The organism is Phytobacter ursingii (genome assembly GCF_001022135.1).
In the GTDB taxonomy this organism is placed as follows: Bacteria; Pseudomonadota; Gammaproteobacteria; order Enterobacterales; family Enterobacteriaceae; genus Phytobacter; species Phytobacter ursingii.
In genome coordinates this window covers 4833448-4854542 of sequence record NZ_CP011602.1, presented here as the reverse complement: position 1 = coordinate 4854542, position 21095 = coordinate 4833448, and the positions used below count along the sequence as shown (strand labels likewise).

The window sequence follows — 21095 nt, the reverse complement described above, 5'->3', positions numbered from 1 at the left end:
AACACCTGTCTACCATGTCTCCGGACCGTACACCCGGCGGGAGAGGGAGAAATACATCGCAGGACTGATCCCCTCTCCCTTGAGGGAGAGGATTAGGGTGAGGGGGTAAACCCATCACTAAAAGTCACAAAGCCACCCTGGACCCTACAAACAGGCGGCGCAAACCTCAACCATAGAGGCAACATTATGAAAAGCTCGACAAATGCAGCAAAACGCTGGCTTTACATCATGCCGATTGTTTTCATCACTTACAGTCTGGCCTACCTCGACCGGGCGAACTTTAGTTTCGCCTCCGCCGCCGGGATCAACGACGACTTAGGTATTACCAAAGGGGTCTCTTCCCTTCTCGGGGCGCTGTTCTTTCTGGGCTATTTCTTCTTCCAGATCCCCGGCGCGATTTATGCGGAGCGCCGCAGTGTTCGCAAACTGATTTTTGTCTGCCTGATTCTGTGGGGTGGCTGTGCGTCACTGACCGGGATGGTCACCAATATCCCCATGCTCGCCGCCATTCGCTTTATTCTCGGCGTGGTAGAGGCCGCGGTCATGCCCGCCATGCTGATCTATATCAGCAGTTGGTTTACCAAATCGGAACGTTCACGCGCCAACACCTTCCTGATCCTCGGTAACCCGGTCACCGTGTTGTGGATGTCTGTGGTCTCAGGATATTTGATTCAGGCGCTCGGCTGGCGCGAGATGTTCATCATCGAAGGGGTTCCCGCCATCATCTGGGCCTTTGCCTGGTGGATGCTGGTCCGTGACAAACCGACTCAGGTTGGCTGGCTGTCAGAGGACGAAAAATCAGCCCTGCAAACACAGTTAGATCAGGAACAGCAAGGTATCAAAGCGGTACGTAATTACGGCGAAGCCTTCCGTTCCCGTAACGTTATTCTGCTGTGTATGCAATATTTTGCCTGGAGTATTGGCGTTTACGGTTTTGTACTGTGGCTGCCTTCCATCATCCGCAACGGCGGGGCCAACCTCGGTATGGTCGAAGTAGGCTGGCTTTCATCTGTCCCGTATCTGGCCGCGACCATTGCGATGATTCTGGCCTCCTGGGCGTCGGATAAACTGCAAAATCGTAAGCTGTTTGTCTGGCCACTGTTGCTGATTGGCGGCTTCGCCTTTATCGGATCCTGGGCTGTCGGCGCAAACCACTTCTGGGCCTCTTATACCCTGCTGGTGATCGCCGGTGCAGCCATGTACGCCCCCTACGGCCCGTTCTTTGCCATTATTCCGGAGATGCTGCCGCGTAACGTTGCGGGTGGCGCCATGGCGCTTATCAACAGTATGGGCGCGCTCGGTTCTTTCTTCGGCTCCTGGTTCGTTGGCTACCTCAATGGCGCCACAGGCAGCCCGGCAGCCTCGTACATTTTTATGGGGGTGGCACTTTTTGCATCCGTGTGGCTTACTTTAATTGTTAAGCCTGCTAACAATAAAACGTATCCAGCAGGCGCGCGTCACGCCTGAATCTTAACGAGGGAGAACCCATGAAGCCGTCCATCATCCTGTACAAAGCATTGCCTGATGATCTGAAACGTCGCCTGGAAGCGCATTTCACCGTCACACAGGTGGCCAACCTGCGACCGGAAACGGTGGAGCAACATGCCGATGCGTTCGCCAGTGCCGAAGGCCTGCTGGGTTCCAGTGAAAAGGTAGACGCTTCACTGCTGGCAAAGATGCCGAAACTGCGTGCCGCATCGACCATTTCAGTGGGTTACGACACCTTTGATGTGGACGCGCTAAACGCGAAAAAGATTCTGCTGATGCACACCCCGACCGTGCTGACCGAAACCGTGGCCGATACCATCATGGCGCTGGTGCTGAGTTCCGCACGTCGGGTGGTGGAAGTGGCGGAACGAGTGAAGAAAGGCGAATGGACGAAGAGCATTGGTCCTGACTGGTTTGGCGTTGACGTACACCACAAAACGCTTGGCATCGTAGGCATGGGACGCATCGGTCTGGCGCTGGCGCAGCGCGCGCACTTTGGTTTCGGTATGCCAATTCTCTATAATGCGCGCCGCCAGCATCAGGAAGCGGAGAGCCGGTTCCAGGCCCGCTACTGCGATCTCGATACGCTGCTTAAAGAGTCTGACTATGTGGTTCTCGTCCTGCCATATACCCAGGAAACGCATCACCTGATCAACGCTGAGAAGTTCGCCATCATGAAATCCTCAGCGATTTTTGTGAATGCGGGTCGCGGCCCGGTTGTCGATGAAAAAGCCCTCGTTGAGGCGCTGAAAAAAGGTGAGATTCATGCGGCCGGTCTGGATGTGTTTGAGAAGGAACCGTTGCCAGTGGACTCCCCTCTGCTGACGTTACCCAACGTGGTGGCGCTGCCGCATATTGGTTCTGCCACCCACGAAACGCGCTACGGTATGGCCGCCTGCGCGGTGGATAATCTCATTGATGCGCTGAATGGCAACGTCGAGAAAAACTGCGTCAATCCGCAGGTTATCAAGTAAGTCTCCCGACACAAACAAAAAAGAGGCGATTATGTCGCCTCTTTTTTTTCAGGGATCCCAGGCTTACTGCGTCGCATTCACCGTGGCAGTCCAGGCCTGCGTAAACGCCTGATGCTGAGACGCCAGCGGCCCAATCAGCGCATTATACTGGCTGGCCTGCTGTGAGGTCGGGAACTGGATGCCGTTGGCAACAAAGCTCACCTGCGTACCCTGCTGAGCAATAAAATCACCCACCTGTACCAGCTGTTGCGTGAAGATCTGTGCCGCCGGGATCAGCGGTTGCAGCGCGTTAGCCGGCGCGGTAACCACTTTCGAATAAACCTGCTCGAAGACCGGTTTCAGGTCATCCGCCTGTTTCAGGCCGGCATGGGCTGTATCTGCCTGCACTTTCGCATTCTGCAATTGCTGACTCAGCACGCCGAGAGAACCATTTGCCTGACGCAGCGGCTCACGCTGGGTCATATAATCCTGCGGTACGCGAATCGCGTTTACGCTATCTACCACCGGACGCAGACCAGAATCCATCGCCTGATTCACCTGCTGGGAATAACCATACAGAATGGCGTAATCAGAGACGAAGGGGCCAAATTGTTTTTTCTGGTCAGCCGTCAGCGCGGGAAGACGTTCACTGCTACGCATCGCCGTATTTTGCAGGAAATCGATAAATGCCTTACGCTGATCGCCTTCTTTATCAAAACACCCACTCAGGCCAACTACCATTAACAACGCCGCAAGAGGCGCAAACCAGCGAGAGCAGGACTTACCTGTCGCCATTTTAATACTCCTTTCACCCAAAAATGCGCACAACGAAACACGCGTGCCTGACGGCTTACAAGGATAGTCCAGGTCGGCGTCTCAGGATACCCTTTTCCATGCTTTCTTATTAACGACGAGGCAAACCTCACGCCGTCTCGTCATGCGATTTTTTGCTAACGATTTACAAAAAAATACGTATTTATTCCTGGGCTTGCGTAATCAAGCAATTAACGTTCAGCGAAACGTTTGAATATGCATCTAAAAAGCATGAAAGGCCTTTTTATTCGCGATATATCCTTGTCGCTGCCCCACGCCAGCGGTTTTAGCGACTATTCTTACTGGTGCTGTATCACTATCCGCTGTGTGTTTTTAGAGGAGTTCTCAATGGAATATAAAGATCCGATGTTTGAGCTGCTGAGCAGTCTGGAACAGATTGTCTTTAAAAAAGATGTAGCGCAAGCGGTTACCCTGACCCAAAAGCCTAATTCTTTCAATGAGTTTGAACAATTACGACGTGGCACTGGGTTAAAAATCGATGATTTTGCACGCGCAATGGGTGTTAGCGTGGCAATGGTTCAGGAATGGGAATCAAAACGTGTTCGCCCTTCAGCAACCGAAATGAAACTGATGCGCCTGATCCATTCAAATCCGATGCTCAGTAAACAGTTAATGGAATAAGCATGACTGTCAAAACCCCCGCAACGACGGGGGTCAATACCCTCTTACTTCCTTTCACAGTGCCATTTTTCTCCTCGCCACTCTATCTGGTGCGTTAAATTTAACGCCTGCAGAAAGGCCTCATCATGTGAAACCACCACTATGGCGCCCGGAAAGGTCGATAGCGCCAGTTCAATCGCCTGTGTCGAGGTCAAATCAAGGTGGTTGGTGGGTTCATCAAGCAAGAGCAGCTGTGTCGCCTCACGACGCCAGAGTACGCAGGCCAGCGCCGCTTTCAGACGCTCACCACCGCTTAATGCCGCCAGCGGCAACGTCACTTTTTCGGCCCCCAGGTGCAGCTGCGCCAGCCGGGTTCGCAGTACCCCCTCCTCCAGCGGCGTATCGCCGGCGTTAAGGTGCGCCAGAACCGAAAGGGAAAGATCCAGCCGCGACAGATGCTGGTCGAGATATGCCGTCGCGACGGATACCTGACACGCACCAGCCAGCGGTTTTTCTTCTCCGAGCATGACGCGCAGCAGGGTCGATTTTCCACAACCGTTTGGCCCACGGATCGCTACACGCATCGGCCCGTCCATTCGCCAGTTGAGGGGAGACGGCGCGCCATAGGGCAGGACCAGATTGTCCATCACCAGCACCTGTTTCCCCTCGGCCACCTGGCTGCCCGGCAGGGTAAACATGACTGGCGCATCTTCTTCAACCCTCTCCCGCGCTTGTGCAACTGCGGCATTCAGCGCCTCATTCTGTTCACGATGTTGTCGACGTAGCGTGCCTGTTCGCTCCTTCGCTGCCCCTTTGTATTTCACCCGCTCGAACGAGGCGATGTTGAGCGTATCGACAGTACGCAAGGTCTGGGCTGAACGTCGCTGGCTTGCATCATGCTCTTTTTGCAGGCGCTGTCGGGTTCGACGCCGCTCGGTGGCCGCATGCTCCAGCGCGGCGTAAGCCGCCTGTTGTTCAGCTTCGCGTTGGCGTTGGTAGTCAGCGTAGTTGCCGCCGAAGCTCCGTAACCCGGCAGGAGATAATTCGAGAATACGCGGCATCAGGGACAGTAATTCCCGATCGTGGCTGGCAACCAGCGTCCCTCCCTGCCGACGGGAAAGTCGCGCATAAAACCATTCCCGACCTTTCCTGTCGAGATGGTTGGTCGGTTCATCAAGCAGCAGGTAATCGGCGTCTGTCATCAACGCGGCGCACAGCAGCGCGCGTACCCGTTCGCCGCCGCTCAATTCTGCCGCAGGCCGCGCCGGGATGAACGGAGGCAGATCGGCATCCAGAAAAGCCGCCGTCAGGCGCTCCTCCAGATCCCAAAAGCCCTCCAGACGTTCAAGATCTTCCGGCAGGTAATCACCCGATTCGATACGTCGACGCGCGGCAAAAACCGCGTCATAACCCAGCAATTCAGCCAGCGTTGTCGACGGGGATACGGTGTGCTGTTGAGCAACGTAGGCCACAGAACCAAAACGTTCGATATGTCCGGATGCAGGGAGATCCACCCCCGCCAGAAGACGCAGTAAGCGGGTTTTACCACAGCCGTTGCGCCCGACCAGGCCGCACAACGCGGGTTCGAGCGAAAGAGAAATCGGGCCAAAAAGCGTCACGCCCGTCGCAAACTGACAGGTGACCTGATGCAAAATAAATGAAGGGGATTGGGCATACTGAGCCATAAGCACTCCTGAGTGAAATCAATACATCCCCTGCTCGCGATATGCGCAAAGCAAGGATTCGAAATCAGCAGGTGTGTTTATCCATTTTCAGTCGGCCTCAGTGAGACGAGGGATTCGTCGGGGCAAAGGATAGCCGTATCGCAGGCGGGATTTCAAGGGTAATGTTTTTGAAAATCCCACCCCGCAAATGCAGCATAATCAGGGTGGCAATCACTATCGGTGTCAAAATCAGGGCCGCACCATCGTTAGCAAACAGCGCAGCCACCGCTGAACCAAGCAATACAATCCATGTAAACAGCAGACGGTCATTCCCTCTTCCCCAGCGTGAAACGTGCAGCGCCGCCCACTTAAAGAATATATGTTTAGTTTGATACCGCAATTTATCGGCACACGTGAAAATAGCCCCTCTCCAGCATGAAGGCCGCAGAAGGACTGTTCTGAGCAATATCTCCGGGCATAAAAAAACCTGCCCGAAGGCAGGTTTTTCGTTATCGGCCACGCACTTACTGCAGCAGGGAAATATCCGCAACCTGCAGGAACAACTCGCGCAGTTTTGACAGCAGCGTCAGACGGTTCAGACGAACGTCTTTATCTTCCGCATTCACCATCACGTTTTCGAAGAACTCATCCACCGGCTCACGCAGGGATGCCAGTTCCACCAGCGCTTCCTGATAACGGCCTTCGGTAAAGTACGGCTGCAGCTTGTCGCGCAGAACGACCAGATTGCCCGCCAGTTTGATCTCTGCCGCTTCTTTGAGTACGGATGCATGCACGATGTCGTTCAGCGTCTCGTCAGATTTCGCCAGAATATTAGAGACGCGCTTGTTGGCCGCCGCCAGCGCAGAGGCCTCTTCCAGCGTACGGAAATGAGATACCGCTTTCATGCGTGCATCGAAATCTGCCGGGCGGGTCGGACGACGCGCCAGCACAGCCTGGATGGTGTCAACGGTGTAGCCTTCGTCCTGATACCAGGCACGGAAACGACCGAGCATAAAGTCGATAACGTCATCAACCACTTTCGCGTTGGTCAGCTTGTCGCCGTACAGACGCACCGCTTCTTCGGTCAGCGTTTGCAGATCCAGGTTGAGGTTCTTCTCAACGATGATACGCAGCACGCCCAATGCGGCACGACGCAGCGCAAACGGGTCTTTATCGCCTTTCGGATGCTGACCGATACCGAAGATACCGGCAAGGGTGTCCATCTTGTCAGCAATCGCCAGCGCGCAAGCGACAGGGTTAGACGGCAGGTCATCGCCGGCAAAACGCGGCTGATACTGCTCATTCAGCGCAACGGCAACATCTTCCGCTTCGCCGTCGTGACGCGCGTAGTGCATGCCCATCACGCCTTGTGTGTCGGTGAACTCGAAGACCATGTTGGTCATCAGGTCGCACTTAGACAGCAGGCCCGCACGAGTGGCGTGATTCACGTCAGCGCCAATCTGAGCGGCAATCCAGCCCGCCAGGGCCTGAATACGGTCAGTTTTGTCGCGCAGCGTACCCAGCTGTTGCTGGAACAGCACGGTTTGCAGACGCGGCAGGTTGTCTTCCAGACGTTTTTTACGGTCGGTGTTGAAGAAGAACTCGGCGTCCGCCAGACGCGGACGAACGACCTTCTCATTACCGGAGATGATTTGTACCGGATCTTTCGACTCAATATTGGCCACAAAGATAAAGTTCGGCAGCAGCTTGCCCGCGTTGTCATACACCGGGAAGTACTTCTGGTCGCCCTTCATGGTGTAGACCAGCGCTTCGGCAGGCACCGCGAGGAATTTCTCTTCGAATTTCGCCGTCAGCACTACCGGCCATTCCACCAGCGAGGTCACTTCTTCCAGCAGGCTATCGCTCAGGTCAGCGTTGCCGCCAATCTTACGCGCTGCTTCTTCAGCGTCTGCTTTAATTTTGGCTTTACGCGCTTCGTAATCAGCCACAACTTTGCCGCGCTCAAGCAGGATCTGAGGATACTGATCGGCATTGTCGATAGTGAACTCCGGCTCGCCCATAAAGCGGTGACCGCGAATCACGCGATCGGACTGGATGCCGAGGATAGTGGCGGGAATGACTTTGTCACCCAGCAGCAGGGTCACGGTGTGAACCGGACGCACAAAGTGGACGTCAGACGCCCCCCAGCGCATCAGTTTCGGGATCGGCAGCTTCGCCAGCGAGGTAGCGATCATGTCTGGCAGCAGTGCCTCGACGCTCTCGCCTTTCACATGCGCGCGATACAGCAGCCATTCACCTTTGTCAGTGGTCAGACGCTCAGCCTGATCGACGGTGATACCACAACCACGCGCCCAGCCTTCTGCCGCTTTGCTTGGTTTGCCTTCGGCGTCGAACGCCTGAGCAATCGCCGGACCGCGTTTTTCAACCTCACGGTCAGGCTGAGAAGCCGCCAGATTCGCCACTTTCAGCGCCAGACGGCGCGGCGCGGCAAACCATTCGATTTTACCGTGCGCCAGGCCAGCGTTATCCAGCTCAGCGGTCACGTTCGCAGCAAAAGATTCAGCCAGGCTGCGCAGGGCTTTTGGTGGCAGCTCTTCGGTGCCAATTTCCACCAGGAAAGTTTTCTCAGACATGGCCGCCTCTTATTTATTCTTGTTGCACATCGGAAAGCCAAGGGCTTCACGGGAAGCGTAATAGGCTTCTGCCACTGCTTTGGTCAGCGTGCGAATGCGCAGAATGTAGCGCTGACGCTCGGTGACGGAAATGGCTTTACGCGCATCCAGCAGGTTGAAGCTATGAGCGGCTTTCAGAATACGTTCATATGCAGGCAGCGGCAGCGGGTTTTCCAGCGCCAGTAACTGCTGGGCTTCTTTCTCATACTGCTCGAAGCAGGAGAACAGGAAGTCGACATCCGCGTATTCGAAGTTGTAGGTGGACTGTTCCACTTCGTTCTGATGGAACACGTCGCCGTAAGTGGTTTTACCCAGCGGGCCGTCGCTCCAGACCAGGTCGTAAACGCTGTCTACGCCCTGAATATACATCGCCAGACGTTCTAAGCCGTAGGTGATCTCACCGGTAACCGGCTTACATTCCAGACCACCGACCTGCTGGAAGTAGGTGAACTGCGTCACTTCCATGCCGTTCAGCCACACTTCCCAACCCAGGCCCCAGGCACCCAGCGTCGGGTTTTCCCAGTTGTCTTCCACGAAACGGATATCGTGGATGGTCGGATCCATACCCAGCTCTTTCAGAGACCCGAGGTACAGCTCCTGGATGTTGTCCGGAGACGGTTTAATCACCACCTGGAACTGATAGTAGTGCTGTAAACGGTTCGGGTTTTCGCCATAGCGGCCATCGGTTGGACGACGGGAAGGCTGCACGTAGGCAGTCGCCATCGGTTCTGGCCCCAATGCACGCAGGCAGGTCATTGGGTGAGATGTGCCGGCGCCAACTTCCATGTCCAGAGGTTGAACAATGGTGCAGCCCTGACGAGCCCAGTAATCCTGTAAGGTCAGGATCAGGCCCTGGAAGGTCCTGGTATCAAACTTTTGCATATGATTTCGTGCTGGATACGTGTGGATTTAAAGGAAGGGGCCAGTATACCCGCTGACCGGAAGATATACAGTATGAAACGGGTCTGTTTATGGAAAATTGAAGAACTAGCGCATCGAGAGATGCAAAAACTGGCCTTCCGGGTCAAAAGAGCAGACAAAACCTTCCTTCCGGGGGGTAACGCCACGCATTTCATAGCTACTCTGAAACTGTTCGAAGCTGGTCACTGCGATATCTTGCGAATCGGTATTGTAGCGGTGCGCCGCAGATTGCTTGCAGAGTTGTTCCATTTCGAGGGAGTGCGCCGGGCTCACTTTCGCTTTTTGCGCACGTTGCGCAGGTATTTCTTGTGGCGCGCTGCATCCGGCCACCAGCAGGAACAACAGAGCTGACACCATACTTTTGATCATCATTTTTTTACCGCCAGGCTAAGCTGCTGTTATTTTTAGAAGTCAGGAGTGCGAAGCAATGAATTTTGCAAAACTGCCGGAACATCACAAGTACAGGCAAGAAAAACTCGGATTTATCCAGAAAGAAAGTGCCTTAAATCGTAAGTCAGAGGGTATTTAACGGGAAAATTGAGGAACAGATGTCGTCGAAAATATACTGGATTGATAATCTGCGAGGGATCGCCTGTTTGATGGTGGTGATGATCCATACCACCGCCTGGTACGTGACTAACGCAGCCAGCGTAAGTACCGTCGACTGGGGGGTCGCCAATCTCCTTAATTCCGCTTCTCGCGTCAGCGTGCCGCTCTTTTTTATGATCTCGGGTTATCTCTTTTTTGGCGAACGCAGCGCCCAACCGCGTCATTTCTTGCGGATCGGTTTATGTTTGCTGTTCTACAGTACGCTCGCGTTTCTCTATATTGTCTTTTTTACCTCGATTAGCGGCGAGTTATCGCTCCGAAACCTGCTACAAAAACCGGTGTTTTATCATCTGTGGTTTTTCTTTGCGATTATCGTTATCTATCTCGTCTCGCCGCTCATCCAGGTCAAAGAGGTGAGCGGGAAGATGCTGCTGGCGCTGATGGTTGTCATTGGCATTATTGCCAACCCCAATACGGTGACGCAAAAAATCGGCCATTTCGAATGGTTACCCATCAACCTGTATATCAATGGCGACACGTTCTATTACGTGTTGTATGGCATGCTGGGCCGGGCATTAGGGATGATGGATACGCAGAAAAAATCGCTTACGGTGCTGAGCGCGATTGTGTTTGTCGTCGCCGCGTTTGCCATTTCTCGCGGTACCCTGCATGAACTGAGATGGCGGGGAAACTTCGCCGACACCTGGTATGTCTATTGTGGCCCGCTGGTATTTATCTGCGCCATGTCCCTGTTCACCCTGGTGAAAAACACCCTCAGTACGCGGGCGCTGCCGGGATTAGCCATCATTTCCCGCCACTCACTGGGAATCTACGGTTTTCATGCCCTGATCATTCATGCGCTGCGAACCCGTGGCGTCGAAATTCAGGCCTGGCCAGTGCTCGATATCCTGTGGATTTTTACCGCAACGCTGCTCATCAGTCTGGGATTGTCGATACTGCTGCAACGCATTGATACACGCCGGTATGTGAGCTAAAAGCAGCCCGGCCGTCAGCGCCGGGCGATGAATTATTCCTGCACCTCAGGGGGCACGACTTCCGGCTCGGTTTTATCCCAGCCATCACGGACATTTTTTTGCACGGCGACAATACCAAACAGACTAAGAAAGAAGGCCAGACCGTAAAACCCTTTCTCACTGAGTAGCAATGTCGCATTCCACAGTCCGACAAGCAGTAAGCCGATTGAAATGATGAAGGTCATCAGGCACATAAAGTAATAAACCTGCGTGGTGGGAATGCCTTCATAGCGGTCTCTGATTGTTTTTTGATAGGAGGCGGCGGCAAAAAGGCCAAGCAGCAGCACCGCAAAGTAATAACCCCGTTCATTCAGTTGCATCTCAGCATTCCACAAGCCCACCAGATAAGACGCCACGCCTCCCATCAGGGCCACCCACGACACGATATTGAACGCGGGAGAAACATGTGCTGCGTTTTTTTCCATCAATAATACCCTCCGTTTTTTGGTAACCCATAGTAAAGGCACGGGGGCGAAGCGGGAGGGAGAGGGCCATTTTTCAGAAAACGCCAATAGCGACATTACCCGGCGGCGCGCTGACGCGCACGGTGCAGCTGGCGGGGAGAGGAAAATCCGGCGGCCATCGCGGCCTGCTCCATACCCCGCCCTTGTAATAGCCACTGTTCGGCCACCGCCAGACGCAGTTGTTCCAGATAATCACGCACACTGATACCCAGATGTTGCTGGAACAGACGTGTTAAATGCCGTGGACTCACGTGCGCCCGCTCAGCAATATCCACCAGTTGCCAGGTTTTTTGCGGTTCGGCGCTAAGAGCATCTTGTGCGCGGTGAACCGCAGGGTGAAGGTGATTGCGATAGCGCAGCCACGGCGAGAGCTGCGGGTCATCGCCGGAGCGACGGAACCAGACCACCATCTCGCGCGCCACCGCCAGCGCCGTTTCCGGCCCACACAGCCGATGAATGATATGCAGCGTCAGATCAATACCGGAGGTGATGCCAGCGCTGGTCCAGATCCCCCGGTCTTCAATGAAAATCCGATTCTCTTTGACTAGTGCGGCGGGCGCCGCCGCCCTCAGACGCGCAATGACATCATGATGCGTAGTGCACTGAATCCCCGTCATCAGCCCCGCCTTTGCCGCCAGTAGCGAACCGGAACAGACACACATCAGCAGCACCTTCTGGCTGTGGATCAACGGTTGCAGACGCATCAGCCAGTGGCGAACAGTATCAGCCTGGGGCGTGGCAAAATAGTGAGCGGACTGATGAACGCCGGGCAATACCAGCAGGCTGCCTTCCGGCAGGCTGTCCGGCAACGGCGCAATATTCCCCATCGTCAGTCCGATAGAGGTCGACACCTCAGCGTCCGGTCCAATGTAATGCAGGCGAAAGGCCTCACCCGCCAGAGAGAAGGTTTCTGCCGGGCCGGTCATATCCAACGCCAGCACGCCCGGTAACATGACGAACCAGACATCGGTGGTCATAGGGATTCCAGTGTTTCACTAACAGTTTTCACGGTGGCGAAACGGCCTTCCAGCACCGTTTCCGTACGATGACGCAATGCGTCGCAGTCCAGCGTAATACCTTTATGCGTCATCGGGAAGGTTAACGTCGCCTCACTGACAAAAGTCACTCTGTAGCCAAGATCTGACGCTACGCGGGCGGTCGTTTCACAGCACTGTTCGGTGCGCATCCCGCAAATAATCACATGGTTAATATCACCTTTACGCAACCAGTGATCCAGCCCGGTATCCGTAAAAGCATTATGCACATGCTTATAGAAGACCACCGCAGGCTGATGTTGCAAGAAGTCCATTGGCGCAACATAACCACTTTCCAGCGCGAACGGACCGCCATCAGCGACATGAAAAATATCCACTACCGGGACATCACGCGCAATACAACCAGCAATCAGGGTCAGCATGGCGTCGCGAAAGGCGGGGAAATTGTCCTCCTGCCAGCTGTCGCGATGCAGGAAAGAGATTTGAGTATCAATATTGATAAGAGCGGTACGTGACATTTTGGGACTCCTTACACAGTGGGTGTAAGGCTATTCTGGCAAGGAGCAAGCAAGGTGCTAAGACCAAAAAAGGACATCATCAGGGTGATTACAGACGAACATCCGCCCCGCAAAGGCGGGGAGGACGCAGACGTTACGACATCAACGGTAAAAGCTGCTGATAGATACGGCGGAAGGTTTCACGGCGCGGTTGGTACAAGGCATGGCGTGCGGCATCGGGCAGATGCTGCTGTTCAATCGGCAGTTGAGGTAACAGGCTGGTCGCCGGGACATCCGGGTTGGCGGCAATTTGCGCCAGACGGGCCGCACCTAAAGCCGGGCCGACATCTCCCCCCGTGCGGTAATCAAGCTGCTGCCCGCTGATATCCGCCAGCATTTGCCGCCAGTAGCGGCTGCGCGCCCCACCACCGATAAGCGTGATGCTTTGCGGTTTCACGCCACAGGCGTGCACCACATCCATCCCGTCGGCCAGCGCATAACCCACCCCTTCCAGCACCGATTTTGCCAGTTCATTCGGTCCGTGCTGATGGGTCAGGCCGAAGAACACGCCTTTGGCTTCCGGATTGTTATGCGGCGTACGCTCGCCGGAAAGATAGGGTAAGAACCAGAGATCGCCCGCGTTGTCATCCGCCTGTTCCGCCGCGGCAATCAGCGCCTGTACAGAATCCAGCCCGGTCAGCTTAGCGGCCCAGTCCAGACAAGAGGCGGCGCTCAGCATGACCGACATAAGATGCCAGCGTCCCGGTAGCGCATGGCAAAAACTGTGTACCGCGCTTTCGGGATTGCTGAGAAAACCTTCGCTGACCGCAAAATAGACGCCGGACGTTCCCAGGGAAAGCATCGCCTGCCCGGCGTCCGCCATGCCAACGCCCACGGCTCCCGCCGCGTTATCGCCGCCGCCCGCGACGACAGCAACCTGCGCCATTCCCCAGCGCTCCGCCACCTCCGGCAATAAGGCGCCGGTGATATCACTGCCTTCGAACAAGGCCGGCATATGGTCGCGGGTCAGCGCGCAGGCGGCGAGCATCTCGTCGCTCCAGTCGCGTTTTGCCACATCCAGCCACATCGTACCTGCGGAGTCCGACATATCGCTGGCGTACTGTCCGGTCATTTGCCAGCGCAGATAGTCTTTCGGCAGCAGGACCTTCGCCACGCGGGCAAACACGTCAGGTTCGTGACGCTTTACCCAGAGTAATTTTGGCGCGGTGAACCCCGGCATCATCAGGTTGCCGGTTATCGACCGTGAGTTTTTTACCTGCGCTTCCAGCAACGCGCACTCTTCGGCACAGCGCCCGTCATTCCACAGAATCGCCGGACGCAGTACCTGATTTTCGTTATCGAGCAGCGTGGCGCCATGCATCTGCCCGGCCAGGCCAATGGCCTTCACTTGTTGTAGTGAATGCTGTTCACCGAGAGCGCGAATCGCCCGGTCCGTGGCCTGCCACCAGTGCAGCGGGTCCTGCTCCGACCACAAAGGGTGCGGGCGCGACACCGTTAGCTTTTCCGTTTGTGAGGCCAGTACGGTGCCCTGCTCACTGAGCAAAATTGCTTTTACCCCTGATGTGCCAAGATCAATCCCGATATACATAGATGGCTCCTTAAAAAAACCTGCCCGGCAACGCTATGCGTACCGGGCCGGGTCGGTGTGCAGGCCCGAATACAGGCCAGCCTCGGTTACTTGTCGAACAGGTAATGGTTAACCAGATTTTCCAGCAGTTCCTGATGTCCGCTCTGATGGCGTGGCGCCAGGTTTTGCTGTTCAGCGTACTTCGCCAGTTCAGCAAGCGTTAGCTGACCCTGCAGAATTTGCTGGCCAAGTTCACCATTCCAGCCGGCATAGCGTTTCGCGACGCGTTTATCCAGCTCGCCGTCTTCACTCATCCGCGCGGCCACTTTCAGCGCCAGCGCCATGGTGTCCATTGCCCCAATATGGCCATAGAACAGATCGTATTTGTCGGTGCTCTGGCGACGCACTTTGGCGTCAAAGTTCAGACCGCCGGTGGTAAAGCCGCCCGCTTTGATGATTTCATACATCACCAGCGCATTCTCTTCCACGCTGTTCGGGAACTGGTCCGTATCCCAGCCCAGCTGCGCGTCGCCCCGGTTGGCATCGACCGAACCGAAGATACCCAGCGCGATAGCAGAGGCAATTTCATGGTGGAAAGAGTGGCCTGCGAGCGTGGCGTGGTTCGCCTCGATGTTCACTTTAATCTCTTTTTCCAGGCCGAACTGTTTGAGGAAGCCGTACACCGTTGCCACATCATAATCATATTGATGCTTCGTCGGTTCCTGCGGTTTTGGTTCAATCAACAGCGTGCCGCGGAAGCCGATTTTATGTTTGTGTTCGACAACCATCTGCATGAAGCGGCCAATCTGCTCGCGCTCCTGACGCAGATCGGTATTGAGCAGGGTTTCATACCCTTCACGTCCACCCCACAGCACGTAGTTTTCGCCACCCAACTGGTGAGTTGCATTCATCGCGGTCACCACCTGGGTGGCCGCCCAGCTAAACACCTCTGGATCCGGGTTAGTGGCAGCGCCAGCGCCATAGCGCGGGTTAGTAAAGCAGTTGGCGGTACCCCACAGCAGTTTCACGCCGCTCTGCTGCTGTTTTTGCGCCAGCACATCCACCATGTGGGCAAAGTTATTCAGGTACTCTTTTAGCGAGGCGCCTTCCGGCGAGACATCGACATCGTGGAAGCAGTAGTACGGCACATTCAGTTTGTGGAAAAACTCAAACGCCACATCCGCTTTGCGCTCTGCCAGCGCCAGCGCGTCGCCCGGCTGTTGCCATGGTCTGTCGAATGAACCCACACCAAACATGTCAGCACCGTTCCAGCAGAAGGTATGCCAGTAGCAGGCGGCAAAGCGCAGGTGATCTTCCATTCGCTTACCCAGCACTAACTCGTCCGGGTTGTAATGACGAAACGCTAAAGGATTGGTTGTTTTCGGGCCTTCATAACGAACACGTTCGAGCTGGTCGAAATAAGCATGCATAATGAGCTCCATAATCAGGTGTCGGCAAAGATTCATTTTCCAGGTAATACTGGATTCTCTCCTCGCCTTGCTCAATTACGTTATTTCACACTGACATTAAGAGAATGCGCAAATGTGCGCCATCTCGCAAAATAAGTCATAAGAGAGCCGTTGTGTTAATTGTTGCCACCTGCAAAACCGTTTCCGCTTATTTTAAAATCAGATCACGGTCAAAATTCCACAAATAAACCAAAAAACATAACGCCGGGATAAAAACCAGCAATTGCCAGCCACCGTTTACGCGTTAAGAATTTGCAACGTTCATCGCAGTGCATGTTTCTTTTATCTCGCTTCGTCACCCTACAAAAAGGTATTACTATTATGAAGATAAAGAACCTTTGCCTTACTTTGTGTGCTTCTTTGCTGCTTGCCAGCATGGCCGGTCACGCAAAAGAAGTAAAAATCGGTATGGCGATTGATGACTTACGCCTCGAACGCTGGCAGAAAGACCGTGATATTTTTGTGAAAAAAGCCGAATCGCTGGGTGCCACGGTTTTTGTCCAGTCGGCTAACGGTAATGAAGAAACCCAGATGTCGCAAATTGAAAATATGATCAACCGCGGCGTTGATGTTCTGGTTATTATTCCCTACAACGGTCAGGTATTAAGTAATGTTGTAAAAGAAGCCAAACAAGAAGGGATTAAAGTGTTGGCTTATGATCGTATGATCAATAATGCCGACATTGATTTTTATATTTCCTTCGATAATGAAAAGGTTGGTGAATTGCAGGCGCAAAGCCTGGTCAGCAAAGTGCCTCAGGGCAATTACTTTTTGATGGGCGGCTCGCCCGTTGATAATAACGCCAAATTATTCCGCGCAGGCCAGATGAAAGTATTAAAACCTTATATTGATAGCGGCAAAATTAAAATTGTCGGCGATCAGTGGGTCGACGGCTGGCTGCCTGAAAATGCGCTGAAAATCATGGAAAACGCCCTCACGGCGAACAACAACAAAATCGACGCTGTCGTGGCGTCTAACGATGCTACCGCAGGCGGTGCAATTCAGGCGCTTAGCGCCCAGGGTCTGGCTGGCAAAGTGGTCATTTCAGGCCAGGACGCCGACCTCGCCGGGATTAAACGCCTGATGAATGGTAGCCAGACTATGACGGTCTATAAACCCATCACCCAGTTGGCTAACACTGCCGCAGAGATCGCCGTTGAGCTCGGTAATGGCAAACAGCCGAAAGCGGATTCCTCCCTCAATAACGGTCTGAAAGATGTCCCCGCCCGTCTGTTGACGCCGATTGAAGTCACCAAAGACAACATCGACGCCACGGTCATCAAAGACGGGTTCCATAAGAAAGATCAGCTCTAAGCCTCGCGGCGTGTCTCCCGACAGGAGGCACGCCGGAACATGTCTTCAGGCACTGTGAATACCTCGAATTACGTGGAGCAGTTATGCCTTATTTACTTGAAATGAAGAACATCACCAAGGCCTTCGGCGCGGTCAAGGCCATTGATAATGTGAGTCTGCGGCTCAATGCAGGCGAAGTATTATCTCTTTGCGGTGAAAATGGCTCCGGCAAATCCACGCTGATGAAAGTACTGTGCGGCATTTATCCCTGGGGCACCTATGACGGCGAAATTATCTTTGCTGGCGAAACCCTGCAGGCCGGCCATATCCGTGATACCGAGCGTAAAGGCATTGCGATAATTCATCAGGAGCTGGCGCTGGTTAAGCACCTGACAGTACTGGAAAACATCTTTCTCGGTACCGAAATCACCCATCATGGCGTGATGGATTACGACACCATGACGCTGCGCTGTGAAAAGTTGCTCGCTCAGGTCAGTCTGACGATTTCCCCTAATACCCGTGTCGGCGATCTTGGGCTTGGGCAACAGCAACTGGTAGAAATCGCCAAGGCGCTGAATAAACAGGTCCGTCTGCTTATTCTTGACGAACCGACCGCCTCGCTCACCGAACAAGAAACGGCCGTCTTGCTGGATATTATTCGCGACCTGCAGAATCACGGTATCGCCTGTATTTATATCTCGCACAAACTTAACGAGGTGAAGGCCATCTCTGACATCATCTGCGTGATCCGCGATGGTCAGCATATCGGCACACGCGATGCCACAGGCATGAGTGAAGACGACATCATCACCATGATGGTGGGTCGCGAACTCACGGCTCTCTACCCCAACGAACCCCACACAACCGGCGATGAGATCTTACGCGTCGAACATTTAACCGCCTGGCACCCGGTCAATAAGCACATCAAACGGGTCAATGACGTCTCCTTCTCCCTTAAACGTGGCGAAATTTTGGGTATTGCCGGGCTGGTGGGGGCAGGACGTACCGAAGCGGTGCAGTGCCTGTTTGGCGTCTGGCCGGGACGCTGGGAAGGCAATATCTTCCTTGATGGCAAGCAGGTACACATCCATAACTGCCAGCAGGCGATCGCCAGCGGTATCGCGATGGTGCCGGAAGACCGCAAAAAAGATGGCATCGTCCCTGTGATGGCCGTCGGCAAAAATATTACCCTCGCGGCGCTGGACCAGTTTTCCGGCACACTGAGTAGCCTGGACGATGCAGCAGAGCAGCACTGCATTTTGCAGTCTCTGCAACGTCTGAAAGTGAAAACCTCCTCCCCCGATCTGGCGATTGGTCGCCTGAGCGGCGGGAATCAGCAAAAAGCCATTCTTGCCCGCTGCCTGCTGCTCAACCCGCGCATTCTGATCCTCGACGAACCGACGCGCGGGATTGATATCGGCGCGAAGTACGAAATTTATAAATTAATCAATCAACTGGTACAGCAGGGGATTGCCGTTATTGTCATCTCTTCCGAATTGCCCGAAGTGCTGGGGCTCAGCGATCGGGTACTGGTGATGCATGAAGGCAAGCTAAAAGCCGACCTAATTAATCATCAACTGACCCAGGAGCAGGTCATGGAAGCGGCGCTGAGGAGCGAACATCATGTCGAAAAGCAACCCGTCTGAAATGAAACTATCCGCCCCGGTACCGGGTGCCTTCGCAGGGTTGAAGTCCCTGAATCTACAGGTCTTTGTTATGATTGCGGCCATCGCCGTGATCATGATGTTCTTTACCTGGATGACCGACGGCGCTTACCTGAGCGCGCGTAATGTCTCAAACCTGCTGCGCCAGACGGCCATCACCGGCATCCTGGCGGTAGGCATGGTGTTCGTCATTATTTCAGCGGAAATCGACCTCTCCGTGGGTTCGATGATGGGCCTGCTGGGCGGTGCGGCGGCGATTTTCGACGTCTGGCTGGGCTGGCCTTTACCGCTGACCATTGTGGTCACGCTGGTAATGGGTTTACTGTTGGGTGCCTGGAATGGCTGGTGGGTCGCCTATCGTAAAGTGCCGTCGTTTATCGTCACCCTTGCGGGGATGCTGGCGTTTCGCGGTGTGTTGATAGGCATCACTAACGGCACGACCGTCTCGCCTACCAGCGCCGCCATGTCGCAAATCGGGCAAAGCTATCTGCCTGATGGCGTAGGTTTCGGCGTAGGTGCGCTGGGGCTTGTCGCCTTCATCCTGTGGCAGTGGCGTGGACGGCTGCGCCGCCAGGCGATGGGGCTGACCACCACCGCCTCCACCGCCGTCGTGGGTCGCCAGTCGCTCATCGCCGTGCTGGTACTCGGCGCCATTTGGCTGCTTAACGATTATCGCGGTGTCCCGACGCCAGTATTGCTGCTTGTCTTTCTGCTGCTGGCGGGGATGTTTATGGCCACGCGCACCGCGTTTGGCCGTCGCATCTATGCTATCGGGGGTAACCTTGAGGCGGCGCGCCTGTCCGGGATCAATGTGGAGCGCACCAAGCTCGCGGTATTCGCCATCAACGGTTTGATGGTAGCGATTGCCGGGTTGATTCTCAGCTCACGTCTCGGTGCGGGTTCCCCCTCGGCGGGTAATATTGCCGAACTGGACGCTATCGCCGCCTGCGTTATCGGCGGTACCAGTCTCGCAGGCGGGATAGGTAGCGTGGCGGGGGCAGTGATGGGGGCATTTATCATGGCGTCGCTGGATAACGGCATGAGTATGATGGACGTGCCCACATTCTGGCAGTACATCGTTAAAGGGGCCATTTTGCTGCTGGCGGTGTGGATGGATTCCGCCACCAAACGTCGGGCGTAAACCAGGAGCGATCACACTGCCGGAAGATTTTTCTCCGGTAGTGTGCCGAATATGATAATCAGAATTAATGATTAACCAGCGACGGAACCGATATGTTCGAGAAACGCCACCGCATTACGTTGTTATTCAATGCCAACAAAGTCTATGACCGCCAGGTGGTTGAAGGGGTTGGCGAATATTTGCAGGCGTCACAATCTGAGTGGGATATTTTCATCGAAGAAGATTTCCGCACCCGCATCGAAAACATCAAAGAGTGGCTCGGCGATGGCGTCATTGCCGACTATGACGATCCTGAAATTGAGCGCCTGCTGGCCGATGTTGACGTTCCGATTGTCGGCGTCGGCGGCTCCTATCACGCGCCGGAAAACTACCCGCCGGTGCACTACATTGCTACCGATAACTTTGCCCTGGTCGAGCAGGCCTTTCTGCATCTTAAAGAGAAAGGGGTGCACCGCTTTGCCTTTTATGGTCTGCCCGCCTCCAGTGGTAAACGTTGGGCCGTTGAGCGAGAGCATGCTTTTTGCCAGTTGGTCGCACAGGAGAAATATCGCGGCGTAGTCTATCAGGGGCTCACCACCGCGCCGGAGAACTGGCAGCACGCACAAAATCGGCTGGCAGACTGGCTGCAAACGCTGCCGCCGCAGACGGGCATTATCGCCGTGACCGACGCCCGCGCCCGCCATGTGCTCCAGGTGTGTGACCATCTGCATATTCCGGTACCCGAGAAACTCTGTGTGATTGGTATCGACAATGAAGAGCTGACCCGCTACCTGTCCCGCGTGGCGCTCTCATCGGTTGCCCAGGGGACCCGACAGATGGGCTACCAGGCGGCGAAACTGCTGCATCGCCTGTTAGACAACGAACCCATGCCGCTACAGCGCCTGCTGGTTCCACCGGTACGCGTGGTGGCGCGGCGCTCAACGGATTACCGCTCCCTGAATGACCCGGCGGTCATTCAGGCGATGCATTACATTCGTAATCACGCCTGTAAGGGAATCAAGGTAGAGCAGGTGTTGGATGCCGTCGGGATTTCACGTTCGAATCTGGAAAAGCGCTTTAAAGAGGAAGTGGGCGAAACCATCCATGCGGTGATCCACGCCGAAAAACTGGAAAAAGCACGCAGTCTGTTGGTTTCCACCTCCCTTTCCATCAATGAAATTTCGCAGATGTGCGGCTACCCATCCCTGCAATATTTCTATTCGGTGTTTCGCAAAGAGTACGACAGCACGCCGAAGGATTACCGTGAACGCTACGGTGAGACACTGATTTAACGTGGTATTCAGAAAAGAAAAACGCCTTCCGACAGGA

18 protein-coding genes and 1 pseudogene are annotated in these 21095 nt (G+C 54.7%); 8 read left to right on the top strand and 11 right to left on the bottom strand.

Going from position 1 to position 21095, the window contains the following annotated elements:
• Window positions 1–186 precede the first annotated feature (186 nt).
• Together AB182_RS26430 and ghrB are read left to right on the top strand one after the other, a co-directional pair.
• Window positions 187–1467 carry an MFS transporter gene (locus AB182_RS26430; RefSeq protein WP_047372660.1) on the top strand — a complete coding sequence of 427 codons (1281 nt, stop codon included), beginning with the start codon at window positions 187–189 and terminating at the stop codon, window positions 1465–1467.
• 20 nt (window positions 1468–1487) lie between these two features.
• Window positions 1488–2462, top strand: coding sequence for a glyoxylate/hydroxypyruvate reductase GhrB (gene ghrB, locus AB182_RS26425; protein ID WP_047372659.1), 975 nt, complete (start codon window positions 1488–1490; stop codon window positions 2460–2462).
• Between the two features lie 63 nt (window positions 2463–2525).
• Here ghrB and AB182_RS26420 read toward each other — a convergent pair whose 3' ends face one another.
• Complete coding sequence (locus tag AB182_RS26420) at window positions 2526–3236, bottom strand: DUF3053 domain-containing protein (protein ID WP_047372658.1); 711 nt, start codon at window positions 3234–3236, stop codon at window positions 2526–2528.
• Window positions 3237–3602: 366 nt separating this feature from the next.
• Between AB182_RS26420 and AB182_RS26415 the strand changes: the two genes are divergently transcribed.
• Entirely contained in the window at window positions 3603–3896 is a 294-nt protein-coding gene (locus tag AB182_RS26415) for an HTH-type transcriptional regulator (protein ID WP_039080183.1), read from the top strand.
• 44 nt (window positions 3897–3940) lie between these two features.
• Here AB182_RS26415 and AB182_RS26410 read toward each other — a convergent pair whose 3' ends face one another.
• The 5 genes and pseudogenes from AB182_RS26410 to AB182_RS26390 all read right to left on the bottom strand — a co-directional run bounded on the left by AB182_RS26410 (window position 3941) and on the right by AB182_RS26390 (window position 9465).
• Complete coding sequence (locus AB182_RS26410) at window positions 3941–5560, bottom strand: ABC-F family ATP-binding cassette domain-containing protein (protein ID WP_047372657.1); 1620 nt, start codon at window positions 5558–5560, stop codon at window positions 3941–3943.
• A 154-nt stretch (window positions 5561–5714) separates the two neighbouring features.
• A pseudogene (locus tag AB182_RS32205) lies at window positions 5715–5915 on the bottom strand (ArsB/NhaD family transporter); the annotation flags it as partial.
• A gap of 148 nt (window positions 5916–6063) precedes the next feature.
• The gene (gene glyS, locus AB182_RS26400; RefSeq protein ID WP_047372655.1) at window positions 6064–8133 is read right to left on the bottom strand and encodes a glycine--tRNA ligase subunit beta; all 2070 of its coding nucleotides are present in this window, start codon (window positions 8131–8133) and stop codon (window positions 6064–6066) included.
• 9 nt (window positions 8134–8142) lie between these two features.
• A complete protein-coding gene (gene glyQ / locus AB182_RS26395; RefSeq protein ID WP_004126458.1) occupies window positions 8143–9054 on the bottom strand; it encodes a glycine--tRNA ligase subunit alpha in 912 nt (303 codons plus the stop codon).
• A gap of 105 nt (window positions 9055–9159) precedes the next feature.
• Window positions 9160–9465: a YsaB family lipoprotein gene (locus tag AB182_RS26390; protein ID WP_172399027.1), complete on the bottom strand. Its 306-nt coding sequence runs from the start codon at window positions 9463–9465 to the stop codon at window positions 9160–9162.
• Between the two features lie 176 nt (window positions 9466–9641).
• On the opposite strand from AB182_RS26390, the gene AB182_RS26385 reads away from it, so the two are divergent.
• Window positions 9642–10637, top strand: coding sequence for an acyltransferase (locus AB182_RS26385; protein WP_047372654.1), 996 nt, complete (start codon window positions 9642–9644; stop codon window positions 10635–10637).
• Between the two features lie 32 nt (window positions 10638–10669).
• On the opposite strand, the gene yiaA is transcribed toward AB182_RS26385, so the two are convergent.
• From yiaA to xylA, 5 genes are all read right to left on the bottom strand, one after another.
• Entirely contained in the window at window positions 10670–11101 is a 432-nt protein-coding gene (gene yiaA, locus AB182_RS26380; protein ID WP_047372653.1) for an inner membrane protein YiaA, read from the bottom strand.
• 95 nt (window positions 11102–11196) lie between these two features.
• Window positions 11197–12117 (bottom strand): GlxA family transcriptional regulator, encoded by a 921-nt coding sequence (locus AB182_RS26375; RefSeq protein ID WP_047372652.1) that lies wholly within the window; start codon window positions 12115–12117, stop codon window positions 11197–11199.
• A complete protein-coding gene (locus tag AB182_RS26370) occupies window positions 12114–12653 on the bottom strand; it encodes an isochorismatase family protein (RefSeq protein ID WP_047372651.1) in 540 nt (179 codons plus the stop codon). The genes AB182_RS26375 and AB182_RS26370 overlap by 4 nt, the downstream gene beginning before the upstream one ends.
• 133 nt (window positions 12654–12786) lie before the next feature.
• On the bottom strand, window positions 12787–14241 hold the full coding sequence (gene xylB, locus AB182_RS26365) for a xylulokinase (protein WP_047372650.1): 1455 nt from the start codon (window positions 14239–14241) through the stop codon (window positions 12787–12789).
• A gap of 86 nt (window positions 14242–14327) precedes the next feature.
• Window positions 14328–15650 carry a xylose isomerase gene (xylA, locus tag AB182_RS26360; protein ID WP_039080173.1) on the bottom strand — a complete coding sequence of 441 codons (1323 nt, stop codon included), beginning with the start codon at window positions 15648–15650 and terminating at the stop codon, window positions 14328–14330.
• A 360-nt stretch (window positions 15651–16010) separates the two neighbouring features.
• On the opposite strand from xylA, the gene xylF reads away from it, so the two are divergent.
• From xylF to xylR, 4 genes are all read left to right on the top strand, one after another.
• On the top strand, window positions 16011–17003 hold the full coding sequence (gene xylF, locus AB182_RS26355) for a D-xylose ABC transporter substrate-binding protein (protein WP_047372648.1): 993 nt from the start codon (window positions 16011–16013) through the stop codon (window positions 17001–17003).
• Between the two features lie 83 nt (window positions 17004–17086).
• The gene (locus AB182_RS26350) at window positions 17087–18628 is read left to right on the top strand and encodes a xylose ABC transporter ATP-binding protein (RefSeq protein WP_047372647.1); all 1542 of its coding nucleotides are present in this window, start codon (window positions 17087–17089) and stop codon (window positions 18626–18628) included.
• The gene (gene xylH / locus AB182_RS26345; protein WP_047372646.1) at window positions 18606–19787 is read left to right on the top strand and encodes a xylose ABC transporter permease XylH; all 1182 of its coding nucleotides are present in this window, start codon (window positions 18606–18608) and stop codon (window positions 19785–19787) included. Before AB182_RS26350 ends, xylH begins: the two co-directional genes overlap by 23 nt.
• A gap of 92 nt (window positions 19788–19879) precedes the next feature.
• Window positions 19880–21058, top strand: coding sequence for a D-xylose utilization transcriptional activator XylR (gene xylR, locus AB182_RS26340; protein WP_047372645.1), 1179 nt, complete (start codon window positions 19880–19882; stop codon window positions 21056–21058).
• Window positions 21059–21095 lie beyond the last annotated feature (37 nt).

Bases quoted from the DNA above. Each gene is read 5' to 3' on its own strand.
- AB182_RS26430 (WP_047372660.1), top strand. From the start codon at position 187: ATGAAAAGCTCGACAAATGCAGCAAAACGCTGGCTTTACATCATGCCG.
- ghrB (WP_047372659.1), top strand. From the start codon at position 1,488: ATGAAGCCGTCCATCATCCTGTACAAAGCATTGCCTGATGATCTGAAA.
- AB182_RS26420 (WP_047372658.1), bottom strand. From the start codon at position 3,236: ATGGCGACAGGTAAGTCCTGCTCTCGCTGGTTTGCGCCTCTTGCGGCG.
- AB182_RS26415 (WP_039080183.1), top strand. From the start codon at position 3,603: ATGGAATATAAAGATCCGATGTTTGAGCTGCTGAGCAGTCTGGAACAG.
- AB182_RS26410 (WP_047372657.1), bottom strand. From the start codon at position 5,560: ATGGCTCAGTATGCCCAATCCCCTTCATTTATTTTGCATCAGGTCACC.
- glyS (WP_047372655.1), bottom strand. From the start codon at position 8,133: ATGTCTGAGAAAACTTTCCTGGTGGAAATTGGCACCGAAGAGCTGCCA.
- glyQ (WP_004126458.1), bottom strand. From the start codon at position 9,054: ATGCAAAAGTTTGATACCAGGACCTTCCAGGGCCTGATCCTGACCTTA.
- AB182_RS26390 (WP_172399027.1), bottom strand. From the start codon at position 9,465: ATGATGATCAAAAGTATGGTGTCAGCTCTGTTGTTCCTGCTGGTGGCC.
- AB182_RS26385 (WP_047372654.1), top strand. From the start codon at position 9,642: ATGTCGTCGAAAATATACTGGATTGATAATCTGCGAGGGATCGCCTGT.
- yiaA (WP_047372653.1), bottom strand. From the start codon at position 11,101: ATGGAAAAAAACGCAGCACATGTTTCTCCCGCGTTCAATATCGTGTCG.
- AB182_RS26375 (WP_047372652.1), bottom strand. From the start codon at position 12,117: ATGACCACCGATGTCTGGTTCGTCATGTTACCGGGCGTGCTGGCGTTG.
- AB182_RS26370 (WP_047372651.1), bottom strand. From the start codon at position 12,653: ATGTCACGTACCGCTCTTATCAATATTGATACTCAAATCTCTTTCCTG.
- xylB (WP_047372650.1), bottom strand. From the start codon at position 14,241: ATGTATATCGGGATTGATCTTGGCACATCAGGGGTAAAAGCAATTTTG.
- xylA (WP_039080173.1), bottom strand. From the start codon at position 15,650: ATGCATGCTTATTTCGACCAGCTCGAACGTGTTCGTTATGAAGGCCCG.
- xylF (WP_047372648.1), top strand. From the start codon at position 16,011: ATGAAGATAAAGAACCTTTGCCTTACTTTGTGTGCTTCTTTGCTGCTT.
- AB182_RS26350 (WP_047372647.1), top strand. From the start codon at position 17,087: ATGCCTTATTTACTTGAAATGAAGAACATCACCAAGGCCTTCGGCGCG.
- xylH (WP_047372646.1), top strand. From the start codon at position 18,606: ATGTCGAAAAGCAACCCGTCTGAAATGAAACTATCCGCCCCGGTACCG.
- xylR (WP_047372645.1), top strand. From the start codon at position 19,880: ATGTTCGAGAAACGCCACCGCATTACGTTGTTATTCAATGCCAACAAA.